Source organism: Pantoea sp. C8B4 (assembly GCF_051336905.1).
GTDB classification, from domain to species: Bacteria; Pseudomonadota; Gammaproteobacteria; order Enterobacterales; family Enterobacteriaceae; genus Pantoea; species Pantoea rwandensis_B.
The window spans coordinates 186,543-210,421 of sequence record NZ_JBGMNK010000001.1 but is presented as its reverse complement, the minus strand read 5'-3'; the positions used below and the strand labels follow the sequence as shown (position 1 = coordinate 210,421).

Below are 23,879 nucleotides of genomic sequence, written 5' to 3'. Positions count from 1 at the left end.
GCTGCATAAAGGTATCTATAAAACAGATGGAGTTACGCCACATTCGCTACTTCCTTGCCGTCGCTAACGAGCGTAATTTCACGCGCGCAGCGGCGAAACTCGGGATCGGACAGCCACCGCTCAGCATGCAAATCAAGGATCTCGAAACAGAGATTGGCTATGCGTTGTTCAACCGCACGGCGCAGGGTGTGGAACTGACGGAGGCCGGGCGAGCATTTTTGCTATCCGTTCAGCCGCTGCCTGATATCGCTGCTGGGGCGGTGGATGCCGCACGCCGCGCGGCACAAGGTGGATCAGGTTCGTTGCGTTTAGGGTTTACTGGCACCGTAGGGATGAATCCGCTGGTGCCGGGTTTTATCCGCGCCTTCCGCGAAGCTTTTCCCGGCGTGATGCTAAAGGTGATGGAAGCCAATTCGATTGTGTTGCTTCAGGCGCTAGCCAATCAGCAACTGGATATCGCGCTACTGCGCCAGGAAAATACGATACCTGATAACGTCACGGTCCAGCTCCTGGTGCAGGAACCGCTGGTGGCTGCACTACCGCTTAACCATCCGCTGGCAAGAGTACGCGGCAAAATTGCGTTGCCGTCGTTACGCGACGAACATTTTATTTTGACGCCGCAAGAGAGCGGTACCAGTTTGCGCGAGTCCGTACTGCAGGCGTGCCGCCAGCACGGCTTCACGCCAGTGGAAGGGCAGCCCGCACCGCATATCGTTTCGATATTGTCTGTTGTGGCTGCGGGATTAGGAATCTCACTGGTACCGGAATCGATGCGTCAATTCAGCTTATCAGGCGTGGTTTTTAAACAGATAAAAGCGCCGGTACCGACCACCGGATTAGCGGTGGCCTGGCATGAGCATGCATTGACGGCAACGGCGCAGAATTTTCTGGGATTGGTCAGGCGCAGTGACGCTATTGTTTAAACGCCCAGCCGAGTTTGCCATCTGCAGAAATCATCTTATCGAGTTTTTTATCATTCACTTTCTTCATCGCGCCCAGCTTCTCAGCCGTGAGCGGCCCGGCATCACTCTGAGCAATGACCGTGTCTTTAGGTACGTCGGTGATTTTTTCCGCAATGGCGGTGACCGCTGCGCCATAACCTTTGCGATCGTGCAGATCGAATGATTTCAGCGGCAGTTCAGTCTCCAGCCATTTACCCCAATAGAATTCAAGGAACGGCGGGGGATTTTCCTCTTTCTCGAAGCCGATATCGCGCACGAAATAGACCAGCGAACGATATTCGTCATCCTGCATGTATTTACGGCCGAGTTCTTTCGGCAGGTCATGCGGGGTGATTTTGCCTTTGGGTGTATCCAGCCAGACCAGATGCGCGGCCTCCATTTGCTGCCAGAAAGCACTCATGGTTTTCAGATTGCGGAAATCATTGGTGATGCGCACCTGCACGCGTGTTTTCAAGCCACCAATGTCAGCAAAGTTACTGAAAGTGTGGTGACCATCCGTGAGGTAGAGTGCATTATCCGGGGCGATGACGGCGGTTTTCATCGGTCCTGGCTGCGCACCCACCGGGGCTTTACAGGTGAAGCTGTCTGGATCTGAGATGCGTGATTTGCTGTTGAACTTGTCTACGCCTTTCTGTCCCATGCTTTCACAAAAATCATCGAACAGCTTTTTGGGATCGGCCTGGTAACGGTGCAGTTTGTAATCCAACTGGCGATAACCAATCGCGGCTTGCGTGGGATGCAATTGTGATAACTGCACCTGCACGATATCACCCGCTTTGATATCAGCGGGCAGTGCCGCTGACGCCTGACCAGAAGACCACAATAGTGCTAACAGTGACCACGGTGTTCTCATTCCCTTTCCTTAAATGGCCGATAACGAAGCCGCTACGATAGCATTTCTGTCATCTTGCCGCTTTAGTGTTGTGCTTCGCCGTTGACCTGATACATCCCGTTATCCAGACCTCTGACCACATTGGAGCTTGCTATGGCCCTTGCCGCTGTCCAACCGGCTAAACTGCAACACACCGTCATCGATCCTAGCGTGCGTATGCGCGAAACCCACATTGGTCAGCAATGTGAGATTCTCGCCGAAAGTTATCTTGAATATAGCGAGTTGGGAGATTTTTCTTACCTGGGCGAGCACTGTTGTGTCGCTGATGCGCAAATTGGACGTTTCACCGCGATTGCCAATCAGGTGCGTATTGGGGCACCTAATCATCCGATGGATCGCGCCTCCCAGCATCGTTTTACCTACTGCCCGGAATATTATGACCCTCAGGCACAGCGTGATGCGGGTTTTTTTGCCAACCGTCGAGAGGACCGCGTCATCATCGGCAACGATGTGTGGATCGGTCATGGCGTGATTGTGTTGCCGGGTGTGACCGTCGGCGATGGTGCGGTATTGGCTGCTGGCGCGGTCGTCACTAAAGATGTGGCACCTTACACCATTGTTGGCGGCGTGCCTGCGAAACCCATTCGTGGCCGTTTTACGCCGGACATCGCGGCTCAGTTGCAGGCGATTGCGTGGTGGAATTGGCCGCTGGAGAAGCTGATGGCACATCTGGCGGACTTCCAGTCGCCAGACATTGCTGCGTTCTGCCAGCGGCACGCGGTGTAAAATGACAACGTCTGCTGTGCTGTCAGGGTGGCCATCAATAGGCCGCCCAGGGTCAGTTTCTCTGCACCAGCATGATCACATCAGCGTTATTTTATAGTGCGGCAGGTTGAGTTTGGCCCACGGGGTGGCGATTACGCCACCAACCAAATGCCAACAGCGAGATGCCGCCAACAATCACCAGTGCACCGAGCAGGGCAAATCCAGAGGTATAGCTTCCGGTTCGGGCATACAAAATGGCAACCATAAAACCCGCCAGTGTGCCACCACCGCCTGCGCCCAAACCATTAACAATCCCGGCAGCTGCGCCTACAGCATGTGGACGCACGCTGGATTGAATAATCGACCAGATATTGGGTGTGAAACTGCTGGCGTAGTACCCCATCGCGAGTGTAATCAGCGTCATTTTCATCATGCCGCTTTGTACCAGTGGCAGCACCAGCAACATGGCGCCAGGGATCAGCAACCCAAGCGAAGCGATGAGAATCCGTTTGCCGGTTTTATCACTCAGCCAGGACATCGGGATGGCCAGCACAACCGCCAGAAGATAAGGCAGGGCACTTGCCAGGGCCGCACTCCAGCCGCTGAAGCCCAGCGAACTCACCGCCATCGGAATCCACAACGTAATCCCCCAGAACAACATGCCCTGAGTAAGGTAAGTGACGATCAGCAGGACAAACGACAGCCCACCAAAATCTGCACGTGTGAGGCGCGCCTGACGTGGGGCAACCTTCTCTTGCTGAACCGGTGCATCGCGCGTGTTCAACAACACGCGTGCATACAAAGGCACCATGATCAGCAACCCTATCCCCCCACAGAGGAAGAACAGATTGCGCCAACCCATCAGATCATGCAGTGGCGTTAAAATGATAAAGCCGAGGCCCAGCGCCAAAAACTGCCCGTAATAGTGAATCAGGCTGTTGGCGCGCGTCAGTTCTGAGGGCGTAAACCATAAGCGAACAAAACGGGATTGTTGCGGCCAATAGATGCCTTCCGCCACACCCAGCACAAAACGGCAGGCAACTAACAGCATGACGGTACTGGCAAAGCCGGTAGCCAGTGTCGCGACAGACCACAGCGCCATCATGCCGATGGCGATGGTTTTCGGATCGTAGCGGGTGGTGAAAATGCCACCCGAAATGTTGGCCACAATGTAGCCAATCAAAAATGCGGTTAATACCAGGCTTGAGGTAGTGGCAAAATCCGCGCCACTGAAGCCAAGGTCGCTCGCCACTTCTTTTAATGTGACTGAAAGGTTAGTGCGGTCGATGTAGGAGATAAACATGCCCAACATCAGCGTACCGCCGATACGAAGCCAGGGAGATCGCATAAGGAATACCTCAGTGAAGGCCAAAATTGGCGCGCCACAGTGGCATGCCGGATTTCAGAGTGAGTTGAGGCACCAGCAACTGGCTACCCGTAAGGGTATGCTGATGGACATCGGTGAAGCTGACATCGCGTTTTTCGAGTCGGAACAGTGCCACATCGGCACAACTGCCAGGCTGCAGAGTGCCTATTTGTTGAGACATGCCCAGCAAAGCGGCCGGGCGTGCGGTACAGCGTTCCACCACATCAAACAGTGACATGCCCATGGCAAGAAATTTAGACATCACCCAGGGGAGGCCAAACACCGGCGGGCGATTGAGCGTCAGAGCGGAGAGGTCGCTGCTAATGATGTCGGGTAAGAAATCATCGGCGACTGCCAGCTGTGCGACGCGTTGAGAGAAATTATTGCGTCCGTGTGCGCAATCAAAGATCACGCCTCTTGCGCGAGCTTGTCGAGCCGCCGATTTTACCCGGCCATTGTCGTCGAGCAGGGTGTCACCCTTGCCGTGGAAGCAATGCGCGAAAACGTCTCCGCTGCGGAATATTTCCAGCAGTTGTTCGGTGGTTTGAACCGGATCGGTCATGTGAACAGCCACACGACAGTCGAGCTGCGTGGCCATCTCTACCGCGCGAAGGAAGGGTCGGGAACCCAGCTCGCCCACGACTGCACGCTCCTGTTTCAGCTTCAGGCCCAGCAGAGTCTCGGGATAACGGCGGAACAACTGCTGCAGGCGGGGAAAATCAAAGTAGTCTGGGTTGTGGTTCTCCTCTTGCCAAAGTTGTCCGCCTGGATAAGCCGTCACAAACGCTTTGATGCGCACCAGACTGCGGGGAATCTGGTCACGTAAAAAGCTTTCAACATTCGCTGAGCCTGCAGATCCAGCATCAACAATGGTGGTCACGCCAAAGGGCAACGAGGCGAGATCGGGCGGTACGCTACTGTGCGTTCCGCCATAAAAGACGTGTGCGTGATAATCAATCAGGCCAGGAAACAGGTAGCAATCCTTAGCATCGATGATTTCGGTTCGAGCGCTAACGGGCGTATCGGGGGAGGCAATCAGGTCATTGAGGATGTGAATATCCTGGCGTCCCTGGATATTCCTGGCGGGATCAATAACTTCAGCATTTTTAATTAAGATGTGACTTTCAGACATCGCAGGGCAACCTCTTATCGGGGGTAATTTACTTTTCCTGACATTCAAGTCTGACGATAAAAGCGGCGCTGCGCCTCGGTCATCTGCATGGAATTTTCATTAAAGCCACCCCGTTTTCTGGCAAAAAAGACAAACCACTTTTATCTGCCTCACACTTATCCTGATTCTGTGATCGCGGCTGGAATACGCGATTCAGACACGAAAAATAACGCACTGACACTTCTTTAATTCATGACTGCCAGGGATCTGTTTATATTTCGGTGTGGGGATGGTTAACTATAAATATCAGTGCTTTAGAGTTTAATTTTTACATTTGCCACCTATGGTTATCTCAAGTAAACTCAAAAGTGACTATTTTTGAGATTGCTTGAGATGAGATTACGCCGCCCACCCAAACAACTGCTTGATACCCAGACCCACGCTGAGACAGTGGAGCTGCTAAGCCGCTATGCTGAGTGGGATATGCGTTATCTGCATTTCGACGAGCTTAGCCGTCGTATCCGGGATGCTGATGAACGATTGGCCGTGTGGAGCGCGTTAAAATTTAAACGGCAGAGTAGTGCTCAGCACTTCGTGATTGCGTCACAGGAAGTGAGTTGCAACTTTACCGCCAAAATTAACGCGGCCATCTCCCTGGTGGATCGCATGACCTTTGCGCGCAACGGTGAGCCGACTGATCAAGACGCGGCTTCCTACCTGATGTCCCAATTGATCATGGAAGAGGCGATTTCTTCCAGCCAGCTTGAAGGGGCCGCAACCACCTCGCGGGTGGCCATGGAGTTACTGGCGGTAGGAAGGGAGCCCCGCAACGAAGATGAGAGCATGATCATGGGGAATTGGCGGCTGATGCAGCATATTGCCGCAATGGGCGAGGGGCCGTTGACCCGCGCCGATATCCTGCATTTGCATCACATCGCCTGTTCCGGCATCAATGACGAAAAGTATCGGCCAGGGGAAGTGCGCTGCAACAATGACGTATTTGTCGCCGGGCGAGATGGCGAAATCATTCATCAACCGCCCGATTATGCCGCATTGAATGGCATGCTGGATGCGTTATGCGCTGAAGTTGAGTTTCTTGAACAGCAGGATACACACCCGTTGCTGGTTGCGTGTATTCTGCATTTTGCCATTGGTTACATTCATCCCTTCAATGATGGTAATGGACGTACGGCTCGTGGCTTGTTCTATCATCATTTGATCCGTCGTGGCTATCACGCCTTTCGCTATATTTCGATCAGTAAACTCCTCAAGGCTGCCGCCGTTAAATACGGAATGTCTTACCTCTACAGCGAAACGGACGAGCTTGATCTTACCTATTTTGTCCAATTCCAATGTGAAGTTGTCATGCGCGCGGTGCACGCTTTCACAGAGCAAATTACCACGCTGCATCAGGAACGGGCGCGCCTGGTGCATTGGGTCGAAGAGAATATGTCGTTGGCGAAAGGTGAGCTGGATATCATGGCGATTGCGCTGCATGCGCCGGGTTCGCTGTTGAGCGCCGCAGGGGTGAAAGCAAGACTCGGTATCGCAGATAATACCGCGCGCAGTCGGTTAAAAAATCTAGCCGATCAAGGCTTATTGAGACCGATCAAAGAGGGTAAGGGCACGGTGTATCAAGCGCCGGTCTCCTTATGGAAACTCAAAGAGTGGCTGAAAAAACGCTGAGATATCGCAAGCAATCGCAAAAAGCATAACTTTTGCGATTGCTTGCGATCATCAGCGAACGTATCAACGAAAGCGATTAGCCGGCTTAGCAAGGCCTAAACGTTCGCGCAGCGTGCCCGCAGCATAATCCTGATGAAACACCCCTGCATCTTGCAAGCGCGGTACCACCTGGCTGAGGAACAGATCTTCATTTTCATCAATATAGGTGGGGAGAATGACAAACCCATCACAAGCCTGATGTTGATACCAATCGATCATCTGCTGCGCGATATGATCCGCCGTGCCAGTGGGTGAAGGGAACGACAGGCTTTCCGCATAACGTTTCGCCATCTCGCCGAGCGTCAGATTTTGCTCGATCGCGTTGGCAATGACATATTGGAAACGGCCTTTACTGCCGGTGATCTGTTCACGCAAATCGGGCACCGGTCCATCCACCGGATACTGTGACAGGTCGATGTTCATGCTGGCAGAGACAAAACTAAGGCCGGATTCCACGGTGATCAGTGATTTGAGATATTCAGCACGATCGCTGGCATCCCGTTCGCTGTGGCCAACAATGGGCACTAAACCCGGCATGACACGGAGCTGATCGGGTTGGCGATGGTAGTGTTGCGCACGTTCTTTGAGGGTTTGATAAAATTGCTGCGCGCGTTCCCGGTTAGGTTGCACCACAAACAGCATCTCTGCGTGCTGGGCGGCCAAATCGATAAAAGCCTCAGAAACACCGGCCTGAATCACCACCGGATGCCCTTGCGGCGGACGGGGCAGGTTTAGGGGACCCTGCACCTCAAAGGATTCACCCTGATGGTCGAAGCGATGAAAACGCGTCGGGTCGGCAAAGCGTGCGCGGCTTTTATCAACCACCAACGCATCCTCTTCAAAGCTGTCCCAGAGGGTTTTCATCACGTCGATGAACTCTGCCGCTCGGCGATAGCGATCCTCATGGCTGAAGTGCTGGCTGCGGCCGAAATTACGTGCTTCGGCATGGGTAAGTGAGGTCACCACGTTCCATGCAGCGCGTCCATTGCTGATGTGATCGATGTTGGCCAACTGCCGCGCGGTGGTATAGGGTTCGGAATAGGAGGAGGAGACCGTACCGCCTAAGCCAATACGATCGGTGACCGCCGCCAGTGCGGCCAGTAAGGTGAGCGGCTCAGACCAACCCACCTGACGGTGCTGCACGGTATGTGCCAGATGTCCGCCATACACATCATCAATCGCTAACTTATCCGCCACAAAAATCATATCGAGTTTTGCCGCTTCAGCGCGTTGGGCAATTTTACGGTACAGCGGCCAGTTACGGCCGCCGGTCGTGGCGGCCTGCGGATGACGCCAGCCCCCCTGATGAATGCCTGAGTCGAGATACAACGCCAGATTCATCATGGTTTAGACGCTCCCTGTTTTTCAAAGAATGATGCATCAACCAGGCTGCTTGCTTGCAGGCCGGGTTTGATTAATCCGCTGCGCGCGAAGGTATCTATGGCGGCCTGCTGGCGCTGTGCCACCAGCGCATAGTCTTCAACCGGGGCATTGTTTTCACGCTGAACTTTACTCAGGGCGACGTTATCAGGCAGGCGCAGCAACGATGCGATGCCATTGGCATACTCCTGCGGGTGAGCCACGCCCCATGCGCGAGCGCGTATCAGGCGTTGCCGAAAATCACTCAGCTCCGTGCGTTTACTGCTGATCGCACTATCGGTGGCCACCAGATAGTTGGAGACGGGGGCCTCCTTACCGTCGATAGCGATGCGATCACCTGACTGAGCTACCGCAAAAGAGACATAGGGTTCCCATGTCGCCACGGCATCCACTGCGCCGTTATCCAGTGCCAATGTCGCTTCAGCAGGCGTGGTGAAAACAAAGTTAACGCTGTCATCAGGTAACCCGGCCTGGTGAAGTGCGTTGAGCACCATGTTTTGGCCTGATGAGCCTTTCACCGTGGCCACTTTTTTACCTCTGAGGTCGGCGATGTTACGAACAGCGCTGTCCTTTTTGACCAGCAATCCGTTGCCCAGATATTGCGAGGCCTGAATGGCGCGAATTTTAGCACCTGCCGCTACCGCAAAAGCCAGCGGACCATCACCGACTAATCCCGCATCCAGATGCTGAGAATTGAGTGATTCAAGCAAGGGAGCGGCGTTAGGAAATTCGTACCATTTGATCTCATAAGGCAGATTGTTGAGTTCACCGGCGGCGGACATCACCGCTCGGGCGTTGCCTTTTTGATCGCCCACCACGAGTTCGGTTTTGGCAGCAAAAGCGTTGAAGGTGATGGCCAGCAATGCGCTGGCGATAAGCGTAACTTTCATCGTGTTTCCCTGAGAAAAAGAAAACAGCGTAAGTTTTCCGCTACAGCAGGCGTAGTAACAAATCCGCGCAACGTTATGCAGTGAGCGCAAAAGCCGCAACGGGTCAAAGATCATGCATAGGGCGTTATCAAAAAATGCGATTTATCCTCACTAATGATTAATTCTCACGGCGATAAATAAAACGTGATTTCAGTCACACATTGAACTCGGCGGGATTCATCAGTCATTAGCCCGGCTACATTCATAAGCGGAGCTAACGACACACTCAGCAACGGGTTTTTACTGTTCGATAACGTACGTTAAAATTCTGTTGAGTTTATGTAGGTTTATTTTGGGTGGTAATTGATGAAAAACGTTGAGGGATTGGCATGGTTAACAAACTAACCAGCATCGTGCTGGCGATTCTGGCATTAGCGCTGCTCTATATGGGTGGAAAATTGCTGATGCTGGGCGGCAGCGCGTTCTATGCACTGATGGCGGTGGGCTTGCTGATTACCGCTATTTTACTGTTCAGAAACCAGCGTAGTGCGTTGGCACTGTATGCGGTTCTGATGTGGATTACCCTGGCCTGGATTATCTGGGAAGTGGGCTTTGATAAATGGCAATGGATCCCTCGTGGCGATCTGTTTGGCGTGATCGGCCTGTGGCTGGCGATGCCGTGGGTGGTCAAACCGCTGTATCAGGGCGAACGCCGCTTCCACACCTTCCTGGGTGGCACCGTCATCGTGATGATTGTGGTGGTGATCGGTCTGTGCTTTTACGATCCACTGCCGCAGGCGGGCACCATTAGCAATGCGCGTGAACAAGCCAGCGAGCAGGGTGCCGCTAACGACTGGACCGCATACGGCGGGACCACTGACGGTCAACGCTTCTCTTCACTGAATCAAATCACCAAAGAGAACGTGCAAAACCTCGAAGTGGCCTGGACTTATCACACTGGCGATTTGCGTCAGGATGCGGATGCCAGCGAATACACCTTCGAAGCCACCCCGGTGAAAGCCAACGGTATGCTGTATTTCTGTACGCCTCATAACGAAGTGCACGCACTCGATCCGGAAACCGGTGCGGTGAAGTGGAAGTACACACCAAATAAAGATCGTTCTTACCTGCAGCAGCACCAGACCTGTCGTGGTGTGAGCTATTACGAGCAAAGCCCGGTTGCTGCGCAAGATTCAGCTGCGGCTCCAGCCATCTGCCGTAAGCGTATCTTCAACGCCACCACCGATGCACAGCTGATTGCACTGGATGCCGATACCGGCAAACCTTGTGCTGATTTCGGCACTAACGGCGTGGTGGATCTGCATGCCAACATGGGCGAAGTGCGCCCACATGCGTTGATGCAAACTGCCGCGCCGCTGGTGGCCGGCAAGCTAGTGATTGTCGGTGGTTCAGTCATGGACAACGGCTTCAACAGCGGTAACCCGTCTGGCGTGATTCGTGCCTATGACGCCGAAACCGGTCGTCTGGTATGGAATTTCGATCCGTCGAATCCAGAAAATACTGCGCCAATCGCTGCGGGACAAAACTATCCGCAGGATACGCCAGTCGCCTGGGGCACGCTGAGCGCTGACCTGAAAAATGGTCTGGTGTATGTGCCGTTTGGTAACGCGTCACCGGATGAAGTGGGCATCGAACGTGATGCCAACAGCAACACGGAGAAATTCCGTGATGCACTGGTGGCGTTGGATCTGCAGACCGGTGCGTTCAAATGGCGTTATCAGAGTTCGAACCACGATCTGTGGGACCGCGATAACCCATCGCAGCCGTCATTGCTGGATATCGATTATCAGGGTCAGAAACAGCCGGTCGTCATTCTGCCGACCAAGACCGGCAACCTGTTTGTCTTGAATCGTCTGACCGGTCAGCCAGTGTATCCGGTTAATCAGGTGAAGGTTTCCACTGAAGGCGGTGTGCCGGGTGAGAAGTTTGCCGCGACGCAGCCGGTTTCGAGCCTGAACTTCATTCCAGACCCGCTGACTGAGAAATCAATGTGGGGCATCACGCCGTTTGACCAGATGTCATGCCGCATGGATTTCCGTTCGCTGCGTTATGATGGCAACCCATGGACGCCAGCCACTGAAGCCGGTTCGCTGATCTTCCCGGGTAACATTGGCGTGTTCAACTGGGGTTCTGTGGCGGTTGATCCACAGCGTCAGATGTTGATTGCCGCACCGGTGCGCCTCGCCTACAAATACAACCTGATCAAGCGTACGCCGCAGACCGAAACGCAGCGTCTGTTCACCAAAGATGGCCAGCCATACTGGAATGAAAACTTCCAGGGTGACTACGCGATTCACATTCAGCAGTTGGCGTCTGGCCTGGGTATTCCGTGTATCGCGCCGCCGTGGGGTCGTATGGTGGGCGTAGACCTGAAAACCGGGAAAACCGAGTGGTTGCGCCGCGTGGGTGTGACTAAAAACCTGAAAACCAGCTTCCTGCCGGGTCGTTTCCCAATCGGCTTCCCGATGGGCATGGTGGCACACGGTGGTCCGTTGCTGACAGCGGGTGATCTGGTGTTCCATGGCGCAACCGCGGATAACTTCTTCCGTGCTTACGACAGCACCACCGGTGAGCTGCTGTGGCAGACCGAGCTGAGCGCGGGTGCGCAGGCCACACCGTCAACCTTTATGGGTAAAGACGGTAAGCAATACGTGGTCATCGCGGCGGGTGGTCACGGTTCGCTGGGCACCCAGGCGGGTGACAGCGTGGTCGCGTTCCGTCTGAAGTAATAGAGTCATCATCAAGGGCGCACGCTGTTCACAGCTGCGCCCTTTTTTTCATTATCGTTTGGCGCGTTCTGCCTGCACCTGCTGTGCAATACGGTCGCCAATGGTTTGATCAATGTTACGCCAGTACGCAAACGCGCGTGACAGCACCGGTTCTTCCACGCCATCCAACAGATGCCCGCTAACGTTGTTCACCAGACGATCGCGTGCCGCATCATCCATCACTTTATTCACCAGCGTATTAGCCTGACCGAAGTCATCATCATCCTTACGCAGCGTGTAGGGCGCCCGCACCATGTTGCCTTGCGATTCCCAGGTGGAGTCGGTGGGATAACGATCGCCATCCGCTACCGGGCCGCCTTTGGAGTTGGGGGCATACACCGGATCGGACACGGGATTCATCCGCATCGCACCGTCTTTGCTGTAGCTGTGCACCGGGGAGTGTGGCGCATTGACCGGGATCTGTTTGTAATTCACGCCCAAACGTGCACGGTGCGCATCGGCGTAAGCAAACACACGACCGATCAGCATTTTGTCCGGGCTCAAACCAATGCCGGGTACCAGATTGTTTGGCTCAAACGCAGCTTGCTCGATCTGCGCATGGTTGTCAGTGGGATTGCGGTTTAACTGGAGTTTTCCGACTTTAATCAGCGGGTAGTCGGCATGCGGCCAGACTTTAGTGAGATCGAAGGGGTTGAAGCGATAGGTCTCGGCTTCGGCAAAGGGCATGATCTGCATGTAAAGCGTCCAGCTGGGGAACTCACCGTTTTTGATGGCGTTAAACAGATCGCGGGTGTGGTAGTCGCCATCCTGACCGGCCAACGTATCCGCGTTTTCCTGCGCCAGAAACTCCACGCCCTGATCGGTTTTGAAGTGGTATTTCACCCAAAACTTCTCACCCTGCGCGTTCACCCACATGTAGGTGTGGCTGGAGTAGCCGTTCATATGTCGCCAGCTTTTGGGAATACCGCGATCGCCCATCAACCAGGTAACCTGATGCGCCGATTCTGGCGACAGCGTCCAGAAATCCCACTGCATATCGTGGTCGCGCAGATTATTATCGGCGCGGCGCTTTTGCGATCGGATAAAGTGCTGAAACTTCATGGGATCGCGAATGAAGAACACGGGGGTATTGTTGCCCACCATGTCGTAATTGCCTTCACTGGTATAAAACTTGAGGGCAAAACCGCGCGGATCGCGCCAGGTGTCGGGGCTGCCGCGTTCCCCTGCAACGGTTGAAAAGCGCATCACCACATCGGTTTTGGTGCCGGGCTGAAATACTGCCGCTTTGGTATAACGACTGACATCGTCCGTCACTTCAAAATGGCCGAATGCGCCGCTGCCTTTGGCGTGCGGCTGGCGTTCCGGGATACGCTCACGGTTGAAGTTCGCCATCTGCTCAATCAGGTAGTGATCATGTAGCACCAGCGGACCGTCCGGCCCGACAGACAGGGAGTGTTCATCGCTGGCTACCGGAATGCCAGCATCCGTGGTGGTCGGTTTACGATCGTCACTGCTCATAATATCTCCAGCTTTTGTAAGGTTAATGCAACCCACTAAAGGTAGCAGCGCAGGCCAAACTTGCAGGCGAAGCGGGAGATGACAGGGCGTGGAGATTAATGCTTGAAGGTCATAAAAAGCTGAACCAAATTGCTGATAGCAAAGAACACCAGTATCAGCCCGCCAGCGATGTTGATGGCGATGGACAGTTTTCGAATATTGATCACCCGTGCTGAAGTCAGCAACGTGAAACAGATGATGATCAGCCACAGAGCCATAATGGTGACGTGTATGGAGGCCAGCAGCAGATAATGCAGTAAGGCATGGTCGCGCCCGGCGAATTGCGAGACCACGGTGAGATAGAGCATCACCGCTTTAGGATTGAGCACATTGGCTAGCCAGGCATCTTTAATCCCCATGCGGGCGCTGCGGTAAGAGGCGACAGGTTGGGAAATATGACGACCACGGCGCAACAGCTGTATGCCGAGCCATAGCAGATAAGCGGCCCCCGCCACGCTTAACAGATTAAAAATAATGGGGGATCGCACCAACAGGGCGCTGATCCCCAGGCCAATTAACAGCGCATGGGTATAAATACCGAATGCCGTGCCGAGGATAATTGCCGCCAGCCCGCGTGAGCCTGCCACCAGCGTATTATTAATGGCAAGAGTGAAACTCGCCCCCGGCGACAGGGCTACCGGTAAGATCGCAATAATAAAGGCCAGTATGTGCAGGTTCATGGTGGCAGCAACCGTGGAATGTTAAATAATCTTGAATACTTTTGGACGGCAAAGCAATAACCTACCTCAGCAAACCTGTTGCGGGGATCACGCAGAAACTCAATTGACATCATGATAAGGACGACAATGACCATCGCTTGCCTGCACACCGCCGCCAGCAATATCGCGCTGTTCGATCACGCGGCACACGCCCTTGAATTTCCTGCCCACGCCCTTGAATTTCCTGCCCACGCATTGAGTCATATTGTGATGCCGCATCTGCTGGCTGAAGCAGAACTCAGTGGCGGCATGACCGCAGAACAGCAGAATCGTTTAGAACAGTTATTACACAGTTTGACGCCCTGGTTCGATGCCATCGTCATAACCTGCTCAACGCTCGGCCCGGTAGCCGACAGCTTCCAGTCGCAACAACCGGGCTGTCAGGTGTATCGTGCAGACCGGATATTGGCGCACCACCTGCACCAAATGGCCGGGCCTTCACTGGTGCTATGCGCCGCCGAGTCAACCTTAGCCGCCACACAGTCGTTGTTCTGCCCGCCGACACTTCCGGTAGAAAAACAGCCACAGGTCGCGTTGATCCCGGACGCCTGGGCCGCATTCAAAGCGGGAGATCATCAACGCTATCATGCGCTCATCGCCGACGCTGTCACGCAGGGACGCGAGCAGGGCGCACACCAGGTTGCTCTGGCGCAGGTCTCAATGGCGGCAGCGGCAAACGGCATGCCTGATAACATCCGGCCGTTGACCATCCCAGTCCTGGCGTTGCAATCCGTCATCGCCAGCAACTGATTTATCACGTGGCCGTGGGCAAGGATACAGCGCCTGCCGCCGCGATTATTCCTGGACTCAAAGTCGTGCAATTCATTTGCAGGAAAAATTCATGGTTTCGCCCTTAGCCTTATTTAAAGGCTCGGTGATGTGTCACGAAAATGTCATTTAAAAGTTTAAGAACAATCTGAACGCTCAGGTCCATTATCGTGGTCAAAAATACGGCATAATTATTCGCTACGTGCTTCAGGCGTCAATAAAATTACTCACACGAAAAGAATTTTTGAGGCGAATAATGGATACGATACTGGAAAGTGTTGGACTGCGCGGAACTAATCGACCGCAAGATGTCAAACTGGTGCAAACGTTATTAAATAAAAACGGGTTCCCGCAGTTGCAAATTGATGGCATTTGCGGAAATAACACCACCAAAGCAATTATCACCTACCAAAAACATTTTTATCACCATCCCGATGGTCTGGTTTCTCCCGGTAAAAAAACCTTTAGTCAGTTATCGTCCGGTCAACGCAGCGCGCTGCCGCGTGCGCACGGTTCCACCGGCAGTAACCCGAATGGCGCACGCAAGAATCCAATGACGATGTATCCGAGTTATCAAGTACTTAAACTGATGATGCAGTATGAACAGCTACACACGTTACCTTATGATGACCACCGTTCCCACACCATCAGTAGCTGGACTGCCGGCGCCACAATTGGCTACGGGCATTGGATCAGTCGCCAGAGTGAATTTGATCAGTTCAAAGACGGTATCTCAGAGTCGGCGGCTGAAACGCTATTCTCGCAGGATTTAAAAAAATTCGTCGATGCGGTGCGTCAGTATGCCAAAGTTGCCCTGACACAAAATGAATTTGATGCGTTAGTGATGTTGGCGTTTAATATTGGTACGCGTGATAACCTGAATCATAAAGGATTATATTACTCGACGGCGTTGAAAGTGATAAATGGCGAATCGCCAGAAGATTTGGATCGAGCATGGATGCAGTTTGTTTATTCGCGCGGCGTGCGTATGAAGGGATTGGTGAATCGCAGAAAAAGTGAATTGAACGTCTATCACAAAGGAATTTATATCAAATTATGAAAAAGCTACTTGCCTTATCACTGGTCTGTTTTTCACTCCAGGCTGCGGCACAAACGCCAACAGCTAAAAAGCCGTTCTTCGACAGCAAAAGTTATCAGGTGTATTTGGATACCAGCAAATGCGTCGAGGGTGACGTGGAGTGCGATGGCATCATCTACCACTCGATTAATAAAAAGAATCATCACGAACTGACGCTTAAGGGATCGACGCTGAACATTGGTCCGTCACACGATTTCCGTGGCTACATCTTCCGCAACGGTGATTACAGCTATGTGCTGTCTCCGGCAGCAGGTGCGGGCAACGATGACAACCACGTCTGGACGCTGCAGGTTTCACAGCACCAGTCGCAGGGTGACAAGGTGCTGTTTAGCGAAAATGGCAACGTGGTTGAATAAATCAGCTTGCGGGAGTCGGCACATTCACCAGCCAGGTGCCGCTCCCTTCATCAATATGTAAGCTGTGCTGCCAGCGACCTCCTTGCTTAAGCGTCACCTGCAACTGATAGTCCCCCGGAACCAAACTCAGTCTCTTCATGCCATCCTGATCTTCCGTGCTTTGCGGTTTGCCGTTGATCTCGACCTGAGTCAGTTGTGTGGCATCCACAGCACGCAAATAGATCTGCGCGGGCGTGACGGGGGCAGCGGCTACGGCGGGTTTAAGTGACGGTGTCACATTATTGGCTGCCACTTCCACGGCGGGTTTGGTTGGCGTGACCGCCGCGGGGGGAGGACTATGGCTTGTCAAGCCGTGCACCGCGAGCAAGGTAACGAGTCCCGCTGCGGCTATGCCGCCGCCAATCCACAGTGGTCGCCGTTTGCGCCCTGTTGTGATAGCCGGTTGAGGCATCACCTTCTCCGGTATCACCAATGCAGGCAGCGAGGTGGCGTCACTCGCAGGTGTCAGTTCCGGTTCTGGCGCGTCACACTGAACTTCACGGTCATTTTCCACCAACCGATCGCGCAGAACCACAATCGACTGCGGACGTTGTTCCGGTTCGCAGGCCAACATCTGGTCGATGGTACGCAACAAGCCGTGTGAATAGCCGGCCAGCTCCCGTTCTGCCAGCGGCTGATAGCTGTCACTGAGTGAACGCACCACGCTCACCGGCGGCGCCTCGCCGCAAATCAACGTATGCAGCACCGCGCCCAGCGCATAGATATCGGTCCACGGCCCCTGATCGCCATCGCGTCCTTCGCTGTACTGCTCAATGGGCGCGTAACCCGGTTTCAGCATGATTTCGGTTTTATCGGTAAGGTGTCCGATGGTTTTGCAGGCCGAGCCGAAATCCAGCAGTACCGGCGATCCATCCTGCTGTAGCAGGATATTGTCCGGCGCAATATCGCGATGCAGATAGTCATGATCGTGCAGGGTTTTCAATGCGCTGAGCAGCGGTGGCAGCATGGCGCGAATTTCCGCTTCGCTGCACGGGGTAAAATCGCGCAGGTAGCGGCTTTTCAAGGTTTCTCCTTGATAAAACTGCGTCACCATATAGGCGGTATCATTGGCCTGCCAGAAGCGCAGCACGTGCAGCAGGTGGGGATGGTTGAAACGGCCCAGCGTTTTGGCTTCCTGCACAAAGCTTTGCAGCCCGGCCTGGTAGAGACGCATGAATCGCTCGCTGCGCAACAGCAGGTGATGATCTTCATCGCGCAACGCGATTGATGCAGGCATAAACTCTTTGATGGCAACCGTACGATCCAATTCGCTGTCCCAGGCGCGATAGACAATGCCAAAGCCCCCTTCACCAATGACTTGTTGAATCTCATACTCGTTGAAGCGGTAGCCCACCGGCAGCGCCTGCGACACGGTTTTGTTGTGGGTTTCACTCATCATCTGCCTCCACGCTAAATAACAGCTGGAACGCATCATGCTGATAATCAACGTGCAGCTGTCGTGGTGAACTCGCGGCAGGCTCACTCAACAACTGGCAACTGATTTGCGGCAGCAGCGTTTGCGACAGCACCGCGTCCACCATACGACCACCGGATTCTCCTTCCGTACAGCGCTGCATAATCTGATGCGCCACCGCTGGCGTAAACCCGGCGCGGATAGCGTGCCGTTCTTGCAGCCGCTGCTGAATCTTCGCCAGGCGCAGATCGATAATGCGAATCAGCATGGCATCGCTCAGTGGCTTGTAGGGGATTACCGATAAACGGCCTAATAGCGCGGCAGGGAAGACTTCGCGCAGTGGCGCGCGCAGCAGGCTATTCAGGGCCTCGGTATCTGGCTGCATGTCAGTATCCGAACAGGCGTGCGCCAGCTCATCACTGCCAATATTCGAGGTCAAAATCATCACTGTATTGCGGAAGTCGATGCGCCGACCCTCGCCATCCTCCATCCAGCCTTTATCGAAGACCTGGAAAAAGATTTCGTGCACGTCCGGGTGGGCTTTTTCTATCTCATCCAGCAGCACCACGCTGTAAGGACGGCGTCGCACCGCTTCGGTGAGCACACCGCCTTCGCCATAGCCGACATAGCCCGGCGGGGCTCCTTTCAGGGTTGAAACGCTGTGCGCTTCCTGGAATTCACTCATATTGATGGTAATCAGGTTTTGTTCGCCACCGTACAAGGTCTCGGCCAGCGCCAGCGCCGTCTCGGTTTTCCCGGTACCCGACGGGCCACACAGCATAAACACCCCAATCGGCTTGCCAGGATCGTCGAGTCCGGCACGTGACGTCTGGATGCGCTGGGCGATGGCATTGAGCGCAGGTTGCTGGCCAATGACCCGCTGCGCCAGTGTATCGGCAAGGTTCAGCACGGCATCGCGTTCACTTTGTAGCATGCGGCCGAGGGGGATTCCGGTCCAGTCTGCGACCACGCTGGCCACCACGCTGCTGTCGACGGCCGGGAAGGTCAGTGGCGTATCACCTTGCAGGTCGTCCAGCTGCTGTTGCACCGCCTGATAGCGCGCGGTGCGTTCGCTATCCTGATCGACCAGCAGTTCAGCGCGCAGCGCGCCCAACTGCTGGGTCAGTGCCAGTGCCTGCTGCCAGCGCAGATCTAACTGCTGCTCTTCGTCTTGCAAGGTCGCCTGCTTTTGTTGTGCTTTGGCGATGCGTGCAGCCGCGGAATCAAAACCGAGCCGTGATTCACGTTCGGCAATGTCGATTTCCAGTTGCAGTGCCGCCAATTGTTGACGACAAAAAGCCAGCTGCGGCGGTTGATGGTGCAGACTCACCGCCACGCGGGCGCAGGCGGTATCCAGTAAAGCGATGGCTTTATCGGGTAACTGTCGGGCAGGAATATAGCGTTGTGATAGACGGACTGCGCTCTGCAACGCTTCATCCAATAACAGCACCTGATGATGTTGCGACAGCGGCTGAGCCAGATGGCGCAGCATCAGAATGGCGGTGTGTTCGTCCGGTTCTGCCACCTGTACCGGCTGAAAACGGCGTGTCAGCGCCGGATCTTTCTCAATGTACTTTTTGTACTCCGCCCAGGTGGTGGCTCCCACGGTGCGAAGTTGCCCGCGCGCAAGGGCGGGTTTCAACAAGTTAGCGGCATCGCCCGTGCCTTGCTGACCGCCAGCACCGACCAGCGTATGAATTTCATCAATAAACAACACAATCGGTTGTGGGCTGGACTGGACCTGATTGATCACCGACTGCAGGCGAGCCTCAAATTCCCCTTTCACTGAGGCACCGGCTTGCAGCAGGCCGATATCCAATAGCCACAGTTGCACCTGTTGCAACGGCGGTGGCACTTTGCCGCTGGCGATACACTGCGCCAGACCTTCCGCCAGCGCGGTTTTCCCTACACCGGCTTCGCCGGTCAGCAGCGGATTGTTCTGGCGACGGCGCAACAGAATATCGATCATCTGACGAATTTCGTCATCACGGCCAACCACCGGGTCGATATTGCCGGCACGTGCTTCGGCGGTGAGATCACGACCATACTTTGCCAGGACATTTTCATCGGAGGCGGGAAGTGACGTAGTTTGAGTGACGTTGTCACTTTTCGCTGATGGCTGTTCATCACTCAACTCAACATAGTCACCAAACGACTCCAGCAGACGATCGGCACTGATATGCGCAAATTCGCCGGAGATGGCTAACACAACATGACGCAGAGCCACCGTTTTCAACAGGGCGAGCAACAGGTGGCCGCCGCGAATCTGTGTTTCACCCACGCTCAGCGAGCAGTAAATCCAGGCGCGTTCCACGGCATTATCAATATGCTCAGCGAGATCGGCCACGGCACTGGCACCACGCGGCAGGCGATCTAAGGCGCTGACTAAGTCACTGCTGAGTTGTGCGTCATCCAATTCAAAGCGCCGCGCAATCTGTTGCAGGTCACTGTTAGGTTGCTGCCAGAGTTGATGCAGCCAATGCACCAGTTCGACATACGGATTACCGCGCAACTTACAAAATGCGGTGGCGCTTTCCAGCGAGGTAAACAGGGTGCGATTCAGTTTGCTAAACAGAACGTTGCGGCGAATATCTGACATGGTGTTCCCTTATTAACGCGAATGTTTCCAACGTCGCTGATAAAGAGCGACGCTAATGGTTTGGGCGATAAAGGCTGATGGGTGCGCAATGAAACGTCTCTGACATCAATGCGGGGTAGCCGGTTGGTAAATCAAATCATCACGGTGGCGTTTGACCGGCTGCTCGCCAAGCCAGCTGGTATAGCCGAGAGGTTGCTGACCACCGAGCACCACGCCCGCCACATCTTCCTCATGCAGTTCCAGCTGCACCTCCCAGTTGTACTCAATGCCAAGGTATTGCCGCAGCCAGTCCACCACCTGCTGCGCATGGCGGGCACGAGGGAGCAATAGCTGATAATCCTTCAGGCGCAGCGGGCCAAAACGCAGGCGAAACTTGTGCTGAATGTCGCGCACGGCTCCGCCGAGAAAAGCGGTTTCCCCGAGGCGCGGCGCATGCTTTCCGGCGCGCAGCTGTGCCTGTTCCCGCACACCGATCTGCATCCACTGCGGAATGTTGTTTTGGATGGCAACAGGCACCTGAAAGTACCAGCTCAGGCTGCGCGTCAGGCCTTCACCATCGTGTGTTTGCCGGGTGAAATGCCCAGCGAGTGCATAACGAGCGTGCTCATTCAGGCTGCCACGCTGCTGTTGCAGTGCGGGTTGGCCAACGCCAGTGAGGCAGGAGAGGTAATGGTTGAACTGATGATGGTCAGGACGATCGAGGGCAATCGCGGGCTGGGCATCTGCCCACGCACGGTAAAACAGTAAAATCAGCCGGTGGTGAAACAGATTGCAGAAATCCACCATGCTGCGGTCGCCAAAATGCGTGACGCGCTCGTGCGCATATTCGGTGAGGTGCAGCGGCAGCGGACCATTGGGGCCAAACAGGCCAAAACTCCAGATATCCACTTGATGCGTTTCGTCTTCGCTACGTTGGCGAATCCCCGCCAGGGTAGCGGGCGCAAAGGCCAGCGACGGTGACTGGCCCAAACGCAAGGGCTCGTCACGTGGCAGTGGGGCCCGTCCGAGTGACCAGGCGTGACCGGCCTGCGCATCGAGGCGGCGCAATAGCTGAAAGAGATCGTGCTGGAAGGGCGCAGCACAGCGTTTTGCCCAGAAATCATCCGGCAGGCGACAGGCAATGCGCCAGCCGTTGTGCAGCGCGGTCACAGCAGTGACCTCTTACCCATTTGCGGCGGCCAGTAGCCCACTTCACCACGCTGGCTGCTGTTGAGCGTCAGTTCAGTAAAAGTGTTGATGGCGACCATGCGGCTGAACAGCATGGCGAGCACGCTGCCCAGCATCCACGGGCTGGCACCACCAAACGCTTGCTCGTCTATCGTGAGGGTGATGGCGATACCGCGTGCAAACACAATCGGTCCTGGTTCGGGCACTCGACGAAACACCGGACGCAGTTCGCAGTGACGCACCCCTTCAATCTGGCGAGCCGTTGCCGCTTCCGCGGTATTGGCATACAGCGACAACAGCTGACGCAGAGAAGCCGCGCCCTGATCGCCTTCGCTCTCCATCAGACTCAGGTAATTAAGCTGCAGCTGGCTGATCAGTCGCCAGGCCGTTGCGCCCGCAGCGAGTGCCGGCCGGGGGGCACTCGGCCCCTTACGCAGATGAATGCCTAAAACGGGCGCAGAGGTTGGTAAGGTGAATTGCTCCATGCCTTGCTGTTTAAGCAGCAAAGGCAAGTCGCGATTGGTGCACAACACGTCGGCCATCACGTATTGCACCGCGTCAGACCACGGCGACTGATGCTCATCCACCAGGGTAACAAACAGCTCGGAACCACTGTAGCCGGTGCGCGTGCCGTAGACTTTTGCCTGGTCGGACAGCGTACGCTGCTCACGTCGTTGTGAGAAGTAGGCGCCATAATTGCCATGATCGCTGCCGAAGCTGTGCCAGAACGGACGAAATATCTGCTCTTCATGCAGTGCCTGACCGCTGCCGTACAGGCGGCTGACGCTGAAGATCTCGTAATCGAGCGGGTTGGTATTATCCACCACCAGATGATAATCGTTACGTCCCTCTGTCAGCTGAATGCGCTCGGCCACGCGGGGGAACAGGTTGATGGCCGGTGTGCAGTGCATGGCCAGATGCGTGACATCCACCAGGCTTTCGAGGTCATCATCGGCTTTATCCAGCAGCAGCACGATTTCCATTTCAGTGGCGCCACGCAGCTGTTTCACCAGGGGTTGCAAACCGCCAGTGCGGAAAAACAGGAATCGTGCCGGAAAAGCAAAATACTCCTGCAATAAACGATACCCGGTGAAATTGCGTTGATCGTCGGGCAACAGGGCTTCTTCGTTAGCGAAACCTTGTTGCTGTAGGGCGTCAGCGTCCAGTAATAGATGCTGTGCATTATCGAGACTGCGATACAGCACGCCGACGCAATGCGCCATCAACAATTCCATCAATGCGCTGGCAGGCAAGTCTGCGCCGCTAAGATGAAAGCGGATATCGGTCATCTCTAGTTGATGCAGTGGGATATTGCCGGTGGTTTGCAAGCGGATGCGTAACGCGCGCACTGCACCGCGCTGTGTGAGACTGGCGGCCGAGATCGGCAGATTAGCGGGCAAACCGCCCAATGAAACCTCACGTAGCTGCAACGGTAAAAGCGTAACGTCATGAGCGGTACGGTATTTGCAGCTGACGCCTTTGCTTTTCATCGCCTGATTTTCGATCAGCGAACCGCGAGGAATGGAGAATCCGCTGCTGATTTTGCCTTTCATGTGGTCTGGCTGAAATTCGACAATCGCCATTGACGGCGTCGGCGCAAGGTAATTGGGGTAGATCATCTCCAGCAATTGTTCAGTGAACCGCGGAAATTCAGCGTCCATCTTGAGCTGCACGCGTGAAGTGAGGAAAGCGAATCCCTCCATTAAACGTTCGATATACGGGTCGGCGACGTCGATCCCCTGCATACCCAGGCGGCCAGCCACTTTGGGGTAACGATCGGCGAATTCCGCGCCCATCTCACGCAGGTAACTCAGTTCGCGATTGTAGTAGTCGAGCAGTTGAGGATTCATGCGTCGGCGTCCTTCAGGTCAAAACGGCTGTGCTCCAGATCAAGCTCGGTACGAAACACAAACGCCAGCGGCCAGGGAATACACCACAGATTGCCGCTGATTTCGATGGAAAGGGTGTTGTGGTTGTTCAGCGCGTTGACATCGGTTAGGCAGCGGATGTGCAGGTCATGCGGAATGATACGCGGCTCGAACTGCAACATCGCGCGTCGCAGCGCCGTGCGCACGTCATCCCACTCAATCTCCGACATACGTTTGCCCGCCAGCGGAGTCAGACCAAAGTTGATAACCGACATCTGTGCGTCAGGCCACGGCTTTAAATCGTGCTGGCTTTCGTTGTTGATGCAGTTAAACAACCATTGCAAGTCACGCAGAACCTGAGAGCGCAACGCCTGGTGACTGATCGACTGGCGGCCCAGTTCGACGCGCTGCTGGTCAGGATGATCGTCAGTCAAACGGTCCAATAAACTGGGACGCATCTCATCACGAGCCGTGATGCGCTGCTGGGTGCGCGCCTGCCAACCGTTGAAACTGTCGGGATGGGGTTTCATTCA

General features: G+C 54.7%; 19 protein-coding genes. 7 read left to right on the top strand and 12 right to left on the bottom strand.

Features of this window, described 5'->3' with window-relative positions; all coding sequences use genetic code 11:
* The first annotated feature begins 26 nt into the window (after positions 1–26).
* Entirely contained in the window at positions 27–923 is an 897-nt protein-coding gene (locus tag ACCW76_RS00925; protein WP_436337487.1) for a LysR family transcriptional regulator, read from the top strand.
* Here ACCW76_RS00925 and ACCW76_RS00920 read toward each other — a convergent pair.
* Positions 913–1,815 carry a ParB/Srx family N-terminal domain-containing protein gene (locus ACCW76_RS00920; RefSeq protein ID WP_436337486.1) on the bottom strand — a complete coding sequence of 301 codons (903 nt, stop codon included), beginning with the start codon at positions 1,813–1,815 and terminating at the stop codon, positions 913–915. The two genes, ACCW76_RS00925 and ACCW76_RS00920, sit on opposite strands and share 11 nt — an antisense overlap.
* Positions 1,816–1,947: 132 nt before the next feature.
* Between ACCW76_RS00920 and ACCW76_RS00915 the strand changes: the two genes are divergently transcribed.
* Positions 1,948–2,580 (top strand): DapH/DapD/GlmU-related protein, encoded by a 633-nt coding sequence (locus tag ACCW76_RS00915; RefSeq protein ID WP_045814316.1) that lies wholly within the window; start codon positions 1,948–1,950, stop codon positions 2,578–2,580.
* Positions 2,581–2,671: 91 nt separating this feature from the next.
* On the opposite strand, the gene ACCW76_RS00910 is transcribed toward ACCW76_RS00915, so the two are convergent.
* On the bottom strand, positions 2,672–3,907 hold the full coding sequence (locus ACCW76_RS00910) for an MFS transporter (protein ID WP_436337485.1): 1,236 nt from the start codon (positions 3,905–3,907) through the stop codon (positions 2,672–2,674).
* Positions 3,908–3,917: 10 nt separating this feature from the next.
* Entirely contained in the window at positions 3,918–5,057 is a 1,140-nt protein-coding gene (locus tag ACCW76_RS00905) for a metallo-dependent hydrolase (protein WP_436337484.1), read from the bottom strand.
* A 372-nt stretch (positions 5,058–5,429) separates the two neighbouring features.
* On the opposite strand from ACCW76_RS00905, the gene ACCW76_RS00900 reads away from it, so the two are divergent.
* Complete coding sequence (locus ACCW76_RS00900; protein WP_436337483.1) at positions 5,430–6,722, top strand: Fic family protein; 1,293 nt, start codon at positions 5,430–5,432, stop codon at positions 6,720–6,722.
* A 63-nt stretch (positions 6,723–6,785) separates the two neighbouring features.
* On the opposite strand, the gene ACCW76_RS00895 is transcribed toward ACCW76_RS00900, so the two are convergent.
* Together ACCW76_RS00895 and ACCW76_RS00890 are read right to left on the bottom strand one after the other, a co-directional pair.
* Entirely contained in the window at positions 6,786–8,105 is a 1,320-nt protein-coding gene (locus tag ACCW76_RS00895; protein WP_436337482.1) for an NtaA/DmoA family FMN-dependent monooxygenase, read from the bottom strand.
* A complete protein-coding gene (locus tag ACCW76_RS00890) occupies positions 8,102–9,031 on the bottom strand; it encodes an aliphatic sulfonate ABC transporter substrate-binding protein (RefSeq protein ID WP_436337481.1) in 930 nt (309 codons plus the stop codon). Before ACCW76_RS00890 ends, ACCW76_RS00895 begins: the two co-directional genes overlap by 4 nt.
* Before the next feature lie 368 nt (positions 9,032–9,399).
* Between ACCW76_RS00890 and ACCW76_RS00885 the strand changes: the two genes are divergently transcribed.
* On the top strand, positions 9,400–11,760 hold the full coding sequence (locus tag ACCW76_RS00885; protein WP_160867272.1) for a membrane-bound PQQ-dependent dehydrogenase, glucose/quinate/shikimate family: 2,361 nt from the start codon (positions 9,400–9,402) through the stop codon (positions 11,758–11,760).
* Between the two features lie 51 nt (positions 11,761–11,811).
* Here ACCW76_RS00885 and ACCW76_RS00880 read toward each other — a convergent pair whose 3' ends face one another.
* The gene (locus ACCW76_RS00880; RefSeq protein WP_436337480.1) at positions 11,812–13,278 is read right to left on the bottom strand and encodes a catalase; all 1,467 of its coding nucleotides are present in this window, start codon (positions 13,276–13,278) and stop codon (positions 11,812–11,814) included.
* Positions 13,279–13,373: 95 nt separating this feature from the next.
* Positions 13,374–13,997 (bottom strand): LysE family translocator, encoded by a 624-nt coding sequence (locus tag ACCW76_RS00875; protein WP_436337479.1) that lies wholly within the window; start codon positions 13,995–13,997, stop codon positions 13,374–13,376.
* Positions 13,998–14,123: 126 nt separating this feature from the next.
* Between ACCW76_RS00875 and ACCW76_RS00870 the strand changes: the two genes are divergently transcribed.
* The 3 genes from ACCW76_RS00870 to ACCW76_RS00860 all read left to right on the top strand — a co-directional run bounded on the left by ACCW76_RS00870 (position 14,124) and on the right by ACCW76_RS00860 (position 16,259).
* Positions 14,124–14,786: a glutamate racemase gene (locus ACCW76_RS00870; protein WP_436337478.1), complete on the top strand. Its 663-nt coding sequence runs from the start codon at positions 14,124–14,126 to the stop codon at positions 14,784–14,786.
* Between the two features lie 274 nt (positions 14,787–15,060).
* Positions 15,061–15,864, top strand: coding sequence for a glycoside hydrolase family protein (locus ACCW76_RS00865; protein ID WP_436337477.1), 804 nt, complete (start codon positions 15,061–15,063; stop codon positions 15,862–15,864).
* Positions 15,861–16,259, top strand: coding sequence for a hypothetical protein (locus tag ACCW76_RS00860; RefSeq protein WP_436337476.1), 399 nt, complete (start codon positions 15,861–15,863; stop codon positions 16,257–16,259). Before ACCW76_RS00865 ends, ACCW76_RS00860 begins: the two co-directional genes overlap by 4 nt.
* 1 nt (position 16,260) lies before the next feature.
* Here the strand turns inward: ACCW76_RS00860 and ACCW76_RS00855 are convergent, their stop codons facing one another.
* From ACCW76_RS00855 to tssE, 5 genes are all read right to left on the bottom strand, one after another.
* Positions 16,261–17,694: a serine/threonine protein kinase gene (locus ACCW76_RS00855; RefSeq protein WP_436337677.1), complete on the bottom strand. Its 1,434-nt coding sequence runs from the start codon at positions 17,692–17,694 to the stop codon at positions 16,261–16,263.
* The gene (tssH, locus tag ACCW76_RS00850) at positions 17,687–20,311 is read right to left on the bottom strand and encodes a type VI secretion system ATPase TssH (protein WP_436337475.1); all 2,625 of its coding nucleotides are present in this window, start codon (positions 20,309–20,311) and stop codon (positions 17,687–17,689) included. The genes ACCW76_RS00855 and tssH overlap by 8 nt, the downstream gene beginning before the upstream one ends.
* A 105-nt stretch (positions 20,312–20,416) precedes the next feature.
* Positions 20,417–21,460, bottom strand: a complete 1,044-nt coding sequence (gene tssG / locus ACCW76_RS00845; protein WP_436337474.1) for a type VI secretion system baseplate subunit TssG — start codon at positions 21,458–21,460, stop codon at positions 20,417–20,419.
* On the bottom strand, positions 21,457–23,328 hold the full coding sequence (gene tssF, locus ACCW76_RS00840) for a type VI secretion system baseplate subunit TssF (RefSeq protein ID WP_436337473.1): 1,872 nt from the start codon (positions 23,326–23,328) through the stop codon (positions 21,457–21,459). The genes tssG and tssF overlap by 4 nt, the downstream gene beginning before the upstream one ends.
* Positions 23,325–23,876: a type VI secretion system baseplate subunit TssE gene (tssE, locus tag ACCW76_RS00835; RefSeq protein ID WP_436337472.1), complete on the bottom strand. Its 552-nt coding sequence runs from the start codon at positions 23,874–23,876 to the stop codon at positions 23,325–23,327. The genes tssF and tssE overlap by 4 nt, the downstream gene beginning before the upstream one ends.
* Positions 23,877–23,879: the final 3 nt, after the last annotated feature.